Below are 14,933 nucleotides of genomic sequence, written 5' to 3' on the forward strand. Positions count from 1 at the left end.
CCAGCCTTCGGCCGGGGGTACCCCCAGCGCCCCTTTCAGGGGCGTGACTGTGCCCGGTGCCTGAAAAGGCACCGGGCACAGTCGTGTCATAGGTGGGGCTCATGATGGGTACAGCCGATCGCGTGACCCATGACCCAAGGGCCGGAGTCGTTCCGCCCGAGCGGAACATTAGACTCGACGAGCCCGGCAACAGCTCGATCAGCTCTACTGCAAGGAGGCACGGGTGCCGCTGCTGACCCGTATCAGGGGACCGCGCGATCTGGACCGGCTCAGCCCCGAGGAGCTGGTCCAGCTGGCAGAGGAGATCCGGAGCTTCCTCGTCGAGGCCGTCTCCAAGACCGGCGGACACCTCGGTCCCAACCTGGGCGTGGTCGAGCTCACCATCGCCCTGCACCGCGTCTTCGACTCCCCGAAGGACAAGGTGCTCTGGGACACCGGCCACCAGTCCTACGTGCACAAGCTGCTCACCGGCCGTCAGGACTTCTCGAAGCTGAAACAGAAGGGCGGCCTGTCCGGCTACCCCTCGCAGGCCGAGTCCGAGCACGACGTCATCGAGAACAGCCACGCCTCCACGGTGCTCGGCTGGGCCGACGGCATCGCCAAGGGCAACCAGCTGCTCGAACGCGACGCCCACGTCGTCGCCGTGATCGGTGACGGCGCCCTGACCGGCGGCATGGCCTGGGAGGCGCTGAACAACATCGCCGACGCCAAGGACCGCCCGCTCGTCATCGTCGTCAACGACAACGAGCGCTCCTACGCCCCGACCATCGGCGGTCTCGCCAACCACCTGGCGACCCTGCGCACCACCGACGGCTACGAGCGGTTCCTGGCCCGCGGCAAGGACCTCCTTGAGCGCACGCCGGTCGTCGGCAGGCCGCTCTACGACACCCTGCACGGCGCCAAGAAGGGGCTGAAGGACTTCATCGCCCCGCAGGGCATGTTCGAGGACCTGGGCCTGAAGTACGTCGGCCCGATCGACGGCCACGACATGGAGGCCCTGGAGTCGGCGCTGGCCCGGGCCAAACGGTTCGGCGGCCCGGTGATCGTGCACTGCCTCACCGAGAAGGGCCGCGGCTACCAGCCCGCCCTCCAGGACGAGGCCGACCGCTTCCACGGCATCGGCCCCATCCACCCCGACACCGGCCTGCCGGTCAAGGCCTCCGGCGCCGACTGGACCTCGGTCTTCGGCGACGAGATGGTCGAGCTCGGCAGGGAGCGCGAGGACATCGTCGCCATCACCGCGGCCATGCTCCAGCCGGTCGGCCTGAAGAAGTTCGCGGACACCTTCCCCGACCGCATCTACGACGTCGGCATCGCGGAACAGCACGGCGCCGTCTCCGCCGCCGGCCTCGCCACGGCCGGCCTGCACCCCGTCTTCGCCGTGTACGCCACCTTCCTCAACCGCGCCTTCGACCAGGTGCTCATGGACGTGGCCCTGCACCGGTGCGGGGTGACCTTCGTCCTGGACCGGGCCGGCGTCACCGGCACCGACGGCGCCTCCCACAACGGCATGTGGGACATGTCGATCCTCCAGGTCGTCCCCGGCCTCAGGCTCGCCGCCCCGCGCGACGCCGACCAGGTCCGCGCCCAGCTCCGCGAGGCCGTCGAGGTCGACGACGCCCCCACGGTCGTCCGCTTCTCCAAGGGCGCGGTCGGCCCCGCCGTGGCCGCCGTCGGCAGGATCGGCGGCATGGACGTGCTGCGCGAGCCGGGCACCGACACCCCCGACGTGCTCCTCGTCTCGGTGGGCGCGCTGGCTCCCATGTGCCTGGAGATCGCCGACCTCCTCGACAAGCAGGGCATCACCACCACCGTGGTCGACCCGCGCTGGGTCAAGCCGGTCGACGAGGCGATGGCCCCGCTGGCCGAACGCCACCGCGTGGTCGTCACGGTCGAGGACAACAGCCGTGTCGGCGGCGTGGGCTCCACCATCGCCCAGGCCCTGCGCGACGCGGGCGTCGACGTCCCCCTCCGCGACTTCGGCATCCCGCCCCGCTTCCTCGACCACGCGTCGAGGGCCGAGGTGATGGCGGAGATCGGCCTCACGGCCCCGGACATCGCCCGCCAGGTCACCGGCCTGGTGGCCAAGCTGGACGGCACGACCACGGAAGTCGACTCGGTGGAGCCCGCAAGGGACTGATGCTCTTGAGGCGCCCCTAGCCGGAGCGCCCCTCTAGGGGCGCGGGGAACTGCGCGACCAGCCACATCCGGCCCGCGCTCCCCGACGAATCCCAAACCACCCCGATGGGCCGGTCTCACCTCTCCGGTGGCGAGACCGGCCCATCTGCGTGAACCTGCCTTTGCCGGGCATACGCACCCCCGGCCCTCTCGGGAGGTAGGCACGTGAGCAGCACGCTCTTCAGGACCAAGAACGTCGAGCAGTCCATCAAGGACACCGAGGAACCGGAGCACGCGCTCAAGAAGTCGCTGTCGGCCCTGGACCTCACGGTCTTCGGCGTCGGCGTCATCATCGGCACCGGCATCTTCGTCCTGACCGGCACCGCCGCCAAGAACACGGCCGGCCCCGCCGTCGCGCTCTCCTTCGTCGTCGCCGGCATCGTCTGCGGCCTCGCCGCACTCTGCTACGCCGAGTTCGCCTCGACCGTCCCGGTCGCCGGTTCGGCGTACACCTTCTCGTACGCCTCGCTCGGCGAGTTCCCCGCGTGGATCATCGGCTGGGACCTGGTGCTGGAGCTGGCGCTCGGCACGGCGGTGGTCGCCGTCGGCTGGTCGGGGTACATCCACTCGCTGCTCGACAACGCCGGCTGGCACCTGCCCGCGTACCTCAGCGGCCGGGACGGCGCCCACGGCTTCGGCTTCGACATCCTCGCCGCCGCCCTGGTGCTCGTCCTCACCGCGATCCTCGTCGTCGGCATGAAGCTCTCCGCGCGGGTCACCTCGGTCGTCGTCGCCATCAAGGTGGCCGTCGTCCTGGTCGTCATCATCGCGGGCGCCTTCTTCATCCACAGCGGCAACTACAGCCCCTTCGTCCCGCCGAAGGAGGCCGTGCCGGCCGGCGGCAACCTGAAGGCGCCGCTGATCCAGCTGATGTTCGGCTGGGCCCCCTCCAACTTCGGCGTGATGGGCATCTTCACCGCCGCCTCGGTCGTCTTCTTCGCCTTCATCGGCTTCGACGTCGTCGCCACCGCCGCCGAGGAGACCCGCAACCCCCAGCGGGACGTACCGCGCGGCATCATGGGCTCCCTGATCATCTGCACCCTGCTGTACGTCGCCGTGGCCATCGTGGTGACCGGCATGCAGAAGTACAGCGAGCTGTCCGTGGACGCCCCGCTCGCGGACGCCTTCAAGGCCACCGGGCACCCCTGGTTCGCCGGCCTCATCAGCTTCGGCGCCGCCGTCGGCCTGACCACCGTGTGCATGATCCTGCTGCTCGGCCAGTCCCGGGTGTTCTTCGCGATGAGCCGCGACGGCCTGCTGCCCCGCTTCTTCTCGCACACCCACCCGAGGTTCCGCACCCCGTACCGGCCGACCATCCTGCTCGGCGTCGTCATCGCGATCGTCGCCGGCTTCACCAGTCTCAGCGAACTCGCCGAACTCGTGAACATCGGCACGCTCTTCGCGTTCATCGTCGTCGCGATCAGCGTGATCATCCTGCGCAACACCCGGCCCGACCTGGAGCGGTCCTTCCGCACCCCGTGGGTCCCTGCGCTGCCGATCGTGTCCGTGCTGGCCTCGCTGTGGCTGATGCTCAACCTGCCCGCCGAGACCTGGCTGCGGTTCGCCATCTGGATGGTCATCGGCTTCGTCGTCTACTTCCTCTACGGCCGCACCCACAGCCGCCTCGCCCAGGCCGAACGGGCCCCCGCCGACGCTCCGTGACCGGCAGGCTCGCCGCTCCGGCCCCGTATGTCCCGTCCGGGTGGGACTGCGGGGCCGGATAGCGTGCCTCCATGCTTCTCGCGCCCCTCGCCCCACCACGGTCCGTAGTCGCAGGGAAGGGGTACTGGACGCGGTTGCTGCCGCTGCTCGCCGTGCTGGCCTGCGTCACCAGGGTGCCCTCCTTCCTCCGGCCGCTGTGGAACCCGGACGAGGGCTATCTCGCCGTACAGGCCCGCATGCTGGCGCGCGGCGGACAGCTGTACGAGACGGTCGTGGACCGCAAGCCGCCGCTGCTGCCGTGGCTGTACGAGGGGACGTTCGCGGTCTTCGGGTCCGGGTCGCTCACCCCGGTCCGGATCCTCGCCGTACTGGCCCAGCTGGCCACCGCCGCGCTGCTCGCGTCGATCGCCCGGCGGCGCTGGGGCGACCGCGCGGGCCGTACCGCCGGGGCGCTGTACCTGCTGGTCTCCGTCGGGCTCAACCCCGAGGACGCGCAGGCGGCCACCTTCGAGGTGTTCATGCTGCCCTGCACGGCCGCCGCGATGTGGTGCGCCGACCGGCGCCGCTGGGGAGCGGCCGGCGCCGCCGTCGCCTGCGCCTTCCTCACCAAGCAGACCGGCGGCGCGGTCCTGCTGCCGGTGCTCTACCTCCTCAACCGGTACGGCGGCCCGCGCGCCGGTCTGCTCCGGCTGGCGGCCGGCGCCGCCCTGCCGGTGCTCGGCGTGGCCCTGGCCACCGACCCGGCGGGCTTCGCCTTCTGGACGGTCACAGGATCCGGCGCCTACGCCTCCTTCACCGGCTCCGAACTGCACGTCCTGGCCCGGGCATTGACCAACACCGCGATCCTCGGCGTGGCTTCGGCGGGCCTGCTCCCGCCCGTCGCGCGGGCCCTGCGCATCGCCCGCACCGGCGCCCCCGACCTGTGGCTGTGGCTGGCCGCGTCGGCGGCGGCGGTCACCCTCGGCTTCCACTTCTTCGGCCACTACTTCCTGCAACTCACCCCGCCCCTGGCGCTGTTGGCCACGGCCGCGCTGCAGATCCTGCCCCGGGAACGGACCTCCGGCGCCGTCCTCGCCTCGGCCTGCGCCTGCACCCTCTTCCTGGCCTGGGGCGTGCTGGCCCCCCGCCCGGAACTCGCGCACGCCCAGCGGCTGGCGCTCACCCTCGACCGCCGTACCGCGCCCGGCGACCGGGTCCTGGTCTGGGGCATACACCCGGAGACGTACTGGCTCGCCGACCGCGCCCCCGCCACCCGCTACCTCACCGCCGGCCTCCTCACCAACTTCAGCGGCGGCCGGGACGGCCCGCAGGTCGGCGAGAAGTACGCCGTCGCCGGCACCTGGCCCGACTTCCGTGCCGAACTCGCCGACCGCGCCCCGGTCCTGGTGATCGACGACTCCCGCGGCAAGCCGTACGGCCCCGCCCGCGTCCCGAGCCTGCGCAGACTCCTCGCGGCCGACTACGAACAGGCGGGCGAGGTGGACGGGGCGGTGCTGTACGTCAGAGTGCCGGGGCAACAAACGCCCTGAAGGGGCGCGGGGCTGTATTGCATGTGCGGCTGCCGCCGCGTGGGCGCGACCAGCCACGACGGCGCCGCAGCCGACAGCCGGCAGTCGCGGCACCTCCAGCGCAGCGCCTAGTGAAGCAGAGCGCTCGGCCCGATCACCTCGGCGCCCAACTCCGCCACCCGCCCCCGCAGTTCACGGTCGGCGGTGACGACGAGCCGGGGCCGGCCGAGGTCCTCGGCCGCCAGCTCCACGATCCGGTCGTCACCGCTGCCGGGCGCCGACTCCACCCGTACCCCCGGCACCGACGCCACCCCGCGCGCCGCGCCCTCCACGACGAGCACCAGCTCCACCGGCGTCGGCCGGCCCGGCAGCCCCCGCTCGGCCAGCCGGTCGCGCAGCCGCTCCGCGGCTCCCCTGCGGTCCCGCCACCAGCCGTCCGGCCGCGACCCGACGACGTTCGCGCCGTCGACGATCACCAGCAGGGGAGCTTCGTCTTCCATGCCCCAAGCCTCGCACGCCAGGGGCCGCCCCACTGCCCCGAACGGCCCCGCTTAGAGTGATGCGGTGAACGGCGACTGGCTCCTCCGCGGCCGTGACGGCCGGCTCAGTGTCTATCTGCCGTCGGGCGATGCCGTGCTGTGCCGGGCGGAACGCGGACCCGGCGCGCCCTGGGGCCCACCCCGGAAGATGGGCGGCGAGCAGCGGCTGCACGCCGGCCTCGCGGTGGGCGCCGGCGTCGACGGGTACGCCCATCTGGTCGCCTGGCGGCCCACCGTGCAGGGCGAGGCGGGGCTCGTCCACTCCACCCACTACCGGCCGCATCTGGCCGCCATGGACTGGCAGTCGATCGGCCACCCGAGCAAGAAGGGCGACGTCACCGGCGCCCCGGCGGTCGCGGTGGACGCGCAGGGCCGCGCCCATGTCTTCGTGCGCAACCGGGGGCGCGGGGTGAGCATGGTCGCCCAGAAGGAGAAGGGCGGCTGGGAGCCGTGGCGGGACCTGAAGGGGCGGCTGGTGGAGGACGGACTCGCGGCGGTGACCGGCGAGTCGGGGCGGGTCGAGGTGTACGCCGCCGTGCCGGGCGGGATCGTGTACTGGCGCCAGGAGGAGGCCGGCAAGCCGCCCGTGCAGCTGGAGGCGCTGGAGGCCCCGGTCCGGCCGGGAACCCTCACCGCCCTCGCCACCTCGGCCGAGAGCACGACCCTCTTCTACACCGACGAGTCCGGCGACCTGTGCGCCTGGCGCCCGGGCGGCAGGCCGTACGCCCTGCTGCCGTCCGCGGGGCCCGGCCGGGCCGCCGTGGTCCGCTGCGCACTCGACGGGTACGACTGCACCCTGCTCGCCCAGCGTTCGGCGAGCGGCCGGGTGGCCTTCGCCGCCTATCCGACCCAGGACGAGCCGGCCGGCGCCTGGTGGACCGAGTCGGGACCGCAGCTCCCGTCCGACGCGCTGGTCGCCCTGACCACGGACGCGGAGGGCCGGGTGACTGCGGCCAGCCTGTCCCCGTCCACCGGCCGGCTCCTCCTGACCCGCCGCAAGGACGAGCCGGGGCTGGCACTGCAGGCCTGGCAGCAGGTCTGAGACGGGCACCCGCACGAACGGTGCGGGTGCGCCATGATGACCACCGTGGAAAACCAGACTCTCATCGACGCCTGGCGGCGTCTGCTCAGCGGCTCCGGCAAGTCATGGGTGGTGTTCGAGCACGGCACCTGCGTGGTGGTCGAACACCCCGTCGGTGACCTCGCCGAGCAGGCCGTCGGAATTCTCCGCGAGTTCGGCCCCATGCATGTCGCCACCACGGCGGGTGACTTCCGTGTGCTCGAACTTCAGCAGGGCGAGGGCTGGCTGGTGACGAGCCACCATCCGGACGTCGTCACCTTCGTGCCGCGCGACGATCCCGAGGAACCCTCGCACCTGGCCGTCGGCATCCTGGGCCGCTCCCGCCGCGACCGCGACGGCACCGAACTGAGAGTCGTCCACGCGGAGGCGGCCCCGCCCGCCTGAAGCGGGTACGCCCGGCATGCCGATGCCCGGCGCACCAGTCGGTGCGCCGGGCATCGGTTTCGAGCGGACGGGGCTAGGCCGGGACGCTCGCCACGCCCGGGGCCAGGAACTTCTTGCCGTTGACGCGCTCCGAGACACCCTCGCGGTCCAGGTACGGCGTGATGCCGCCCAGGTGGAAGGGCCAGCCGGCGCCCGTGATCAGGCAGAGGTCGATGTCCTGCGCCTCGGCGACGACACCCTCGTCGAGCATGAGCCCGATCTCCTGGGCGACGGCGTCCAGGACGCGGTCACGGACCTGCTCCTCGGAGAGGACCGAGTCGCCCTGCTGGAGCAGCGCGGCGACCTCGGGGTCCAGCTCCGGCTTCCCGCTGTCGTAGACGTAGAAGCCGCGCTTGCCCGCCTTGACGACGGCCGCGAGGTTCGGGGAGACCGTGAAGCGGTCCGGGAAGGCCCGGTTGAGGGTCTCCGAGACGTGCAGGCCGATGGCGGGACCGACCAGCTCCAGGAGGACGAGGGGAGACATCGGCAGGCCGAGGGGCTCGACCGCCTTCTCCGCGACCTCGACCGGGGTGCCCTCGTCGATGACGTTCTGGATCTCGCCCATGAAGCGGGTGAGGATGCGGTTGACGACGAACGCCGGGGCGTCCTTCACCAGGACCGCGGTCTTCTTCAGCTTCTTGGCGACGGCGAAGGCGGTGGCCAGCGATGCGTCGTCGGTCTGCTCGCCGCGCACGATCTCCAGGAGCGGGAGGATCGCGACCGGGTTGAAGAAGTGGAAGCCCACGACCCGCTCGGGGTTCTTGAGCTTCGACGCCATCTCCGTCACCGAGAGGGAGGAGGTGTTGGTGGCGAGGATCGCGTGCGCCGGGGCGACCGCCTCGACCTCCGCGAACACCTGCTGCTTGACGCCGATCTCCTCGAACACGGCTTCGATGATGAAGTCCGCGTCGGAGAAGCCCTCGGCCTTGTCCAGCACGCCGGTGACCAGGGCCTTGAGGCGGTTGGCCTTGTCCTGGTTGATCCGGCCCTTGCCGAGCAGCTTCTCGATCTCGGCGTGGACGTAGCCCACACCCTTGTCGACGCGCTCCTGGTCGATGTCGGTCAGTACGACCGGCACCTCGAGGCGGCGCAGGAAGAGCAGGGCGAGCTGGGAGGCCATCAGACCGGCGCCGACGACGCCGACCTTGGTGACCGGGCGCGCCAGGTTCTTGTCCGGGGCACCGGCGGGCCGCTTGCCGCGCTTCTGCACCAGGTTGAACGCGTAGATGCCGGCGCGCAGTTCGCCGCCCATGATCAGGTCGGCGAGCGCCAGGTCCTCGGCGTCGTAGCCCTGCTGGAGGTCGCCGTCCTTGGCGGCGGCGATGATGTCCAGGGCGCGGTAGGCGGCCGGGGCAGCGCCGTGCACCTTGGAGTCGGCGATGAACCGGCCGCGCGCGACGGCCTGGTCCCAGGCCTCGCCGCGGTCGATCACCGGGCGCTCGACCTCGATGTCGCCCTTCAGCACCTGGGCGGTCCAGATCAGCGACTGCTCAAGGAAGTCGGCGCCCTCGAAGAGGGCGTCGGCGATGCCCAGGTCGAAGACCTGCTCACCCTTGAGCTGCTTGTTCTGGTTGAGGCTGTTCTCGATGATGACCGAGACGGCCTTGTCGGCGCCGATCAGGTTCGGCAGGAGGGCACAGCCGCCCCAGCCGGGTACCAGGCCGAGGAAGACCTCGGGGAGGGAGAACGCCGGGATCGCCTTGGAGACGGTGCGGTACGTGCAGTGCAGACCGACCTCGACGCCGCCGCCCATGGCGGCACCGTTGTAGTACGCGAAGGTCGGCACCGCGAGGCCCGCGAGGCGCTTGAAGACCTCGTGGCCGCCCTTGCCGATGGCCAGCGCGTCCTCGTGGTTCTTCAGCAGCTCGACGCCCTTGAGGTCGGCGCCGACGGCGAAGATGAACGGCTTGCCGGTGACACCGACACCGACGATCGTGCCCTCGGCCGCCTCCTTCTCCACCTGGTCGATGGCGGTGTTGAGGTTCGCCAGCGAGGCCGGGCCGAAGGTGGTCGGCTTGGTGTGGTCGAGGCCGTTGTCCAGGGTGATCAGCGCGAAGCGCCCGGCCCCGGACGGCAGGTCGAAGTGGCGGACGTGGGCGCTGGTGACGACCTCGTCGGGGAACAGGTCCGAGGCCTGCTTCAGAAGCTCGGCGGTGGTGCTCACTTGTCCCCCTCGAAGTGCGGGTTCTCCCAGATGACCGTCGCGCCCATGCCGAAGCCGACGCACATGGTGTTCAGGCCGTAGCGGACGTGCGGCTGCTCCTCGAACTGGCGGGCCAGCTGCGTCATCAGACGCACACCCGAGGAGGCCAGCGGGTGACCGAAGGCGATGGCGCCGCCGTACTGGTTGACGCGCTCGTCGTCGTCCGCGATGCCGTAGTGGTCGAGGAAGGCCAGCACCTGCACGGCGAAGGCCTCGTTGATCTCGAACAGCCCGATGTCGGAGATGCTCAGCCCGGCCTGGGCGAGCGCCTTCTCCGTGGCCGGGATCGGGCCGTAGCCCATGACCTCCGGCTCGACACCCGCGAAGGAGTACGACACGAGGCGCATCTTCACCGGGAGGTTGTTCGCGCGGGCGAACTCCTCGGAGGCGATGATCGAGGCGGTGGCACCGTCGTTCAGACCGGCCGCGTTGCCGGCGGTGACCCGCCCGTGCACGCGGAACGGCGTCTTGAGACCGGAGAGGTTCTCCAGGGTGGTCCCGGGCCGCATCGGCTCGTCGGCGGTGACGAGACCCCAACCGGTCTCGCCGCCCTCGGGGTTGGTCCGGCGCACCGAGATCGGCACCAGGTCGGCCTGGATCTTGCCGTCGGCGTACGCCTTGGCGGCCTTCTCCTGCGAGCGCACCGCGTACTCGTCCGCGCGCTCCTTGGTGATCTGCGGGTAGCGGTCGTGCAGGTTCTCGGCGGTCATGCCCATGAACAGCGCCGACTCGTCGACCAGCTTCTCGCTGACGAACCGCGGGTTCGGGTCGACGCCCTCGCCCATCGGGTGGCGGCCCATGTGCTCGACACCGCCGGCGATGGCGACGTCGTACGCGCCGAAGGCGACGGAACCGGCGACCGTGGTGACGGCGGTCAGGGCGCCGGCGCACATGCGGTCGATGGAGTAGCCGGGCACGGAGGTCGGCAGGCCCGCGAGAATGCCCGCGGTACGGCCGATGGTCAGACCCTGGTCACCGATCTGCGTGGTCGCGGCGACGGCGACCTCGTCGATCTTCTTGGTGTCAAGACCGGGGTTGCGGCGCAGCAGCTCCCGGATGGCCTTCACGACGAGGTCGTCGGCACGGGTCTCGTGGTAGATGCCCTTCGGGCCCGCCTTGCCGAACGGGGTACGGACGCCGTCGACGAAGACGACATCCCTGACGGTACGAGGCACGATTGGCTCTCCTCCAGGGTGCGGGATGGCACTGCTGCGATGCGCTGAGCGCGCGCTCAGGCCCCATGCTACTTATGAGTAACGTGACTGCCCAGTCCTGGCGGAGGGAGCGGCGAACGTCACATGGAGGAGTGCCTGCACTGCAGTGCCCCGGCAGGGGCGCGGGGCTGTATTCGACATGCGGCTCCGCCGCGTGGGCGCGAGCAACCCACCACGACCCGCAGCCCTGCCACGGCGGTCACCGAGACGGTGCGAGGTGACGCCGGGGCCGCGGTCCGCGGTGTGCGTGCTCAGCTCGAAGACACGGGCGTTGCCCGTCAGTAGCGGGCGGGTGCCGACGGGGTGGGACCGGGGTGCGGGGGGCGTGAGCACGAGGTTTCCGCTCATGGGCGGTCCTGGGAGTAGGGGACGGCGGGAGGGGGCCAGAGGTCCGGCACCCCGACGGCCCGTCGGCGGCGGCCGGGCGCCGGACGCGGTGCCTCCTCGGCCCGTGCCATGACGGGCGCCGCGAGCGCGCAGACCAGCAGCGGCCCCCGGCCAGGCGTGTCGTCGTCGTACGCGAGACGGACGGTGGCCGGACCGCACACCACGCCGAGCGCGTCGAGCACCCGGACCGTGTAGCGCGCCAGCACCCGCACCGGCGGGCCGCCCGGCGCGCACGGTCCGGCGGGGGCGTCCGCCCGCAGGCCGGTGACGACGTGCTCGGGCCGTCCGTCCGGGCCCGGGCGGGTGACGGTGTCGACCGTGTACCGGCGGCGGCCGGGCAGCTCGGTCAGCACCAGGTGCGGGCTGCCGGAGTACCGGGCTGCCGCGTGCCACAGAGCGGGCCAGGCCGTGTTGATCCCGCCCTCGTTCGCGCATTCCACCGCGCCGACCGGAGTGCCGGCGGCTGCCGGTGCGAGCAGGTAGCCGGCCGCCGGGTACGACCGTGCCCAGGCCGCGGCGTCGGCCGCACGCGCGGTACGGATGCCCCGCGGCGCCGGGATCCCCAGCCGGGCCAGCCGGTCCGCCTGGGCGCCCCGGTCGTATCTCAGCGGCGAGGACGCCGGATGGGCTCCGGGAAGACCGAGCTGCCAGGCGATCCGCTCGGCCAGTTCGATCCCTCCGGCACCGCCCGCGACCACGGCCGACACCCCCAGCGCCCGCAGCGACTTGACCGTCTGCCGCAGGCCCCGGTGCACGACGGTGTCGCCGTACCCGGCGGGCAGCGCCGCGTTCCGGTACGCGGGCGGGCGCAGCCGGTGCTCCGGAAGGACGGCCGCGGTCCGCCAGCCGTGCCGCGCGAAGGCCCGCGGATACGTTCCTCCGCCTTCCTCGTACGGGGCGACCACCGCCGCGGTGCCGATGGCCGCGGCGGCGGAGGAGCAGGGGACGGTGGTCATGGCGGCGGACTCCCGAGCGGTGTGGGCGGGGGTGGGACAGGGGCGGTGGCGGGGCCGCGGTTCGGCCCGCCTCCCGGCCGGTGAAAGTGTCTGAAAGGGCACTGCCGTACCGTGTCCGGCCGACGGCCTCGGGCCCTGTGTCGTCGAGCCTGTTTGGACCAAGTGGTCTCTTCTGTGTCGCTCCCCCTCGTCCCCGGCAGAACAGCGCGTCGGCCCCTCGCGCCACCGGGCAACTTCGCCGATTCGGCGGACTTTTGTCCGGACCCGGTGCCCGGCCGAGCACTCACGGCAGCCGAGGAGTCCTACTCGGAGGGGAGCGATGTCCCCCTTCATCCGTGACGGCGTCGCGGCTAGAAGGGACCACTCCGTCTGTTCTGGCCGTCCCAGTCTGGAACCCGGGCGCGATCACGTCAAGCGATCAGCGGAAGCAGGCGGTGTCCACCGCTCCGGGACGGGTCGAGGAGCGGTCTCTTCCGGGTCCCCGGGCCGGTACTATCGGCACGCTGGTCAGCGCGTGCGTGCGCGGCTGTCCCGGACAAAGCCCGTCCGGTCAGGAACCCGTCGACGGGCCTCGAAGGCGAGATCGAATGACCAACCCGCGCAGGCCGCGACGTCAGCAGCAGCGCGCCATCGACACGAGGCAGCGCATCCTCGACACCGCCGGCTCGCTCTTCGTGACGGACGGCTACGACGGGACGTCGGTAGGCGACCTCATCACCGCCGCACGGACCAGCAAGGGGGCCTTCTACCGGCATTTCCCGGGCGGGAAGATCGACGTGGCGACGGCCATCATGCACGACACACTGACCATGGACGGCCTGCTGGAACAGCGGTTCATGCTCCAGGAAGTGGTCGACATCGGCATGATCCTCGCCCACCGGATCGCCCACGAGAACGCGCTCCAGGCCGCTCTGAAACTGTCGTTCCACAGCAATGCGCCGGATACCTACGGAACGCCGTGGCCGGACTGGATCGCCTTCAACACGGGGCAGCTCGACGAGGCGCGGCGACGCGGCGAGCTGAGGAAATTCGTCGACGCCGAGGAGCAGGCCCACCAGATCGCGGGCAACTGGGCCGGAGTGGTGCTCCTGTCGAACACCCTCGACCGGCACATGCGGAACGTCGAGGCGCGGATCTCCCGCATGTACCGGAACCTGGTGACCGCGATCGCGGTACCGGACCTCCTGCCCGAGCTGGACTTCTCCGTGGACCGGGGCAGGAACCTCTACACCGCGTTCCTGGAAGCCCCGGCCGACCCGGGCGATCCGGCCGAACCGGAACCGTCGCCGACCGGACCGGCCGAAGGCGGCCCGGAGTGAGCGGGCGGGGCGGGACGGAGGCCGGCGCCGTGTGCCGGCCGTCCCGCTAGACGGACGCGGACAGCGCCGCCACCAGCACCGGTGTCACCTGCTCCACCTGCCAGGGCCGGGCGCCGTACCCCACCAGCGCGGACCCCACGGTCTCCGCGTCGACCACCTGCGGCGGCTCCCAGCAGATCCTGCGCACGGTGTCCGGCGAGACGAGGTTCTCCTGCGGCATGGTGAGCTGCTCGGCCAGCGCCGAGACCGCGGCCCGGGCGGCCGACAGGCGCGCAGCGGCGGCGGGGTCCTTGTCGGCCCACGCCCGGGGCGGCGGCGGGCCCGTCACGGGCTGTCCCGGCTGCGGCAGCGCGGGGTCCGGCAGCGCCTTGGCGCGGTCCACCGCCGCCTGCCACTGCTCCAGCTGGCGCCGCCCCATCCGGTGGCCGTAGCCGTTCAGTCCCGCGAGGGCGTGCACGTTGGCCGGCAGCGCCAGCGCGGCCTCCACGATCGCCGCGTCACTGAGCACCTTGCCCGGTGACACGTCCCGCTTCTGCGCGATCCGGTCCCGGGTCTGCCACAGCTCCCGCACTACCGCCAGCTGCCGGCGCCGGCGCACCTTGTGCATTCCCGACGTGCGGCGCCAGGGGTCCTTGCGCGGCTCGGCCGGCGGCGCCGCGGCGATCGCGTCGAACTCCTGCCGCGCCCACTCCAGCTTCCCCTGCCGGTCCAGCTCCTTCTCCAGGGCGTCCCGCAGGTCGACGAGCAGCTCGACGTCCAGTGCCGCGTACCGCAGCCAGGGCTCGGGCAGCGGCCGGGTCGACCAGTCGACGGCGGAGTGGCCCTTTTCGAGCACGAACCCGAGGACGCCCTCGACCATCGCGCCGAGCCCGACCCGGGGGAACCCGGCGAGCCGGCCGGCCAGCTCGGTGTCGAAGAGGGTGCTGGGCGTCATGCCTATCTCGCGCAGGCAGGGCAGGTCCTGGGTGGCCGCGTGCAGCACCCACTCGGCGCCGGCCAGCGCCTCGCCGAGGCCGGACAGGTCGGGGCAGGCGACGGGATCGATCAGCGCGGTACCGGCGCCCTCGCGGCGCAGCTGGACGAGGTAGGCGCGCTGGCCGTAGCGGTAACCGGAGGCGCGCTCGGCGTCGACGGCGACGGGCCCGGAGCCGGCGGCGAAGGCGGCGGTCACCGCGGCCAGGGTGGCCTCGTCCACGACCACCGGCGGAATGCCCTCACGGGGCTCAAGCAAGGGGATCGGCGCCTCCGTCACAGAAGATCCGGCGTCGTCCGGGGGAGTGCCCCCGGTGGTGCGCAGTGAACTGTCTGCTGCGGTGTCTTGGGCGTCGGTCACATGTCAAGGGTATCTGTGTGTGGACGGCGCCCGTCGACGTCGGGGTGCCAGACGCGGAGCGACTTCAGGAGCGCGTGAAGATCCGTTGCTGCCATGTGCCGAGTATCACTCGGCAACTCCCGCACCCGTG

General features: G+C 72.0%; 11 protein-coding genes. 6 read left to right on the forward strand and 5 right to left on the reverse strand.

What is annotated here, in order from left to right:
* The first annotated feature begins 223 nt into the window (after positions 1–223).
* From dxs to AB0D74_RS21500, 3 genes are all read left to right on the forward strand, one after another.
* Complete coding sequence (gene dxs / locus AB0D74_RS21490; RefSeq protein ID WP_362589026.1) at positions 224–2,140, forward strand: 1-deoxy-D-xylulose-5-phosphate synthase; 1,917 nt, start codon at positions 224–226, stop codon at positions 2,138–2,140.
* Positions 2,141–2,343: 203 nt separating this feature from the next.
* The gene (locus AB0D74_RS21495; RefSeq protein ID WP_362589029.1) at positions 2,344–3,840 is read left to right on the forward strand and encodes an amino acid permease; all 1,497 of its coding nucleotides are present in this window, start codon (positions 2,344–2,346) and stop codon (positions 3,838–3,840) included.
* A gap of 71 nt (positions 3,841–3,911) precedes the next feature.
* Positions 3,912–5,369, forward strand: a complete 1,458-nt coding sequence (locus AB0D74_RS21500; RefSeq protein WP_362589032.1) for a glycosyltransferase family 39 protein — start codon at positions 3,912–3,914, stop codon at positions 5,367–5,369.
* Between the two features lie 107 nt (positions 5,370–5,476).
* On the opposite strand, the gene AB0D74_RS21505 is transcribed toward AB0D74_RS21500, so the two are convergent.
* The gene (locus AB0D74_RS21505; protein ID WP_362589035.1) at positions 5,477–5,848 is read right to left on the reverse strand and encodes an NTP pyrophosphohydrolase; all 372 of its coding nucleotides are present in this window, start codon (positions 5,846–5,848) and stop codon (positions 5,477–5,479) included.
* Positions 5,849–5,912: 64 nt separating this feature from the next.
* Here AB0D74_RS21505 and AB0D74_RS21510 point away from each other — a divergent pair, with 64 nt between their 5' ends.
* Both AB0D74_RS21510 and AB0D74_RS21515 read left to right on the forward strand, forming a co-directional pair.
* Positions 5,913–6,929: a hypothetical protein gene (locus AB0D74_RS21510; RefSeq protein WP_362589038.1), complete on the forward strand. Its 1,017-nt coding sequence runs from the start codon at positions 5,913–5,915 to the stop codon at positions 6,927–6,929.
* Between the two features lie 36 nt (positions 6,930–6,965).
* Entirely contained in the window at positions 6,966–7,352 is a 387-nt protein-coding gene (locus tag AB0D74_RS21515) for a hypothetical protein (protein WP_362589092.1), read from the forward strand.
* A gap of 73 nt (positions 7,353–7,425) precedes the next feature.
* Here the strand turns inward: AB0D74_RS21515 and AB0D74_RS21520 are convergent, their stop codons facing one another.
* The 3 genes from AB0D74_RS21520 to AB0D74_RS21530 all read right to left on the reverse strand — a co-directional run bounded on the left by AB0D74_RS21520 (position 7,426) and on the right by AB0D74_RS21530 (position 12,151).
* A complete protein-coding gene (locus tag AB0D74_RS21520) occupies positions 7,426–9,555 on the reverse strand; it encodes a 3-hydroxyacyl-CoA dehydrogenase NAD-binding domain-containing protein (protein ID WP_362589041.1) in 2,130 nt (709 codons plus the stop codon).
* Complete coding sequence (locus AB0D74_RS21525) at positions 9,552–10,769, reverse strand: acetyl-CoA C-acyltransferase (RefSeq protein ID WP_362589044.1); 1,218 nt, start codon at positions 10,767–10,769, stop codon at positions 9,552–9,554. Before AB0D74_RS21525 ends, AB0D74_RS21520 begins: the two co-directional genes overlap by 4 nt.
* 383 nt (positions 10,770–11,152) lie before the next feature.
* On the reverse strand, positions 11,153–12,151 hold the full coding sequence (locus AB0D74_RS21530) for a hypothetical protein (RefSeq protein ID WP_362589047.1): 999 nt from the start codon (positions 12,149–12,151) through the stop codon (positions 11,153–11,155).
* A gap of 587 nt (positions 12,152–12,738) precedes the next feature.
* Between AB0D74_RS21530 and AB0D74_RS21535 the strand changes: the two genes are divergently transcribed.
* On the forward strand, positions 12,739–13,470 hold the full coding sequence (locus AB0D74_RS21535; RefSeq protein ID WP_362589050.1) for a TetR/AcrR family transcriptional regulator: 732 nt from the start codon (positions 12,739–12,741) through the stop codon (positions 13,468–13,470).
* A gap of 46 nt (positions 13,471–13,516) precedes the next feature.
* On the opposite strand, the gene AB0D74_RS21540 is transcribed toward AB0D74_RS21535, so the two are convergent.
* Complete coding sequence (locus AB0D74_RS21540; RefSeq protein WP_362589053.1) at positions 13,517–14,803, reverse strand: ribonuclease D; 1,287 nt, start codon at positions 14,801–14,803, stop codon at positions 13,517–13,519.
* Positions 14,804–14,933: the final 130 nt, after the last annotated feature.

The sequence above is a fragment of the Streptomyces sp. NPDC048278 genome, assembly GCF_040652195.1.
Taxonomy (GTDB): Bacteria; Actinomycetota; Actinomycetes; order Streptomycetales; family Streptomycetaceae; genus Streptomyces.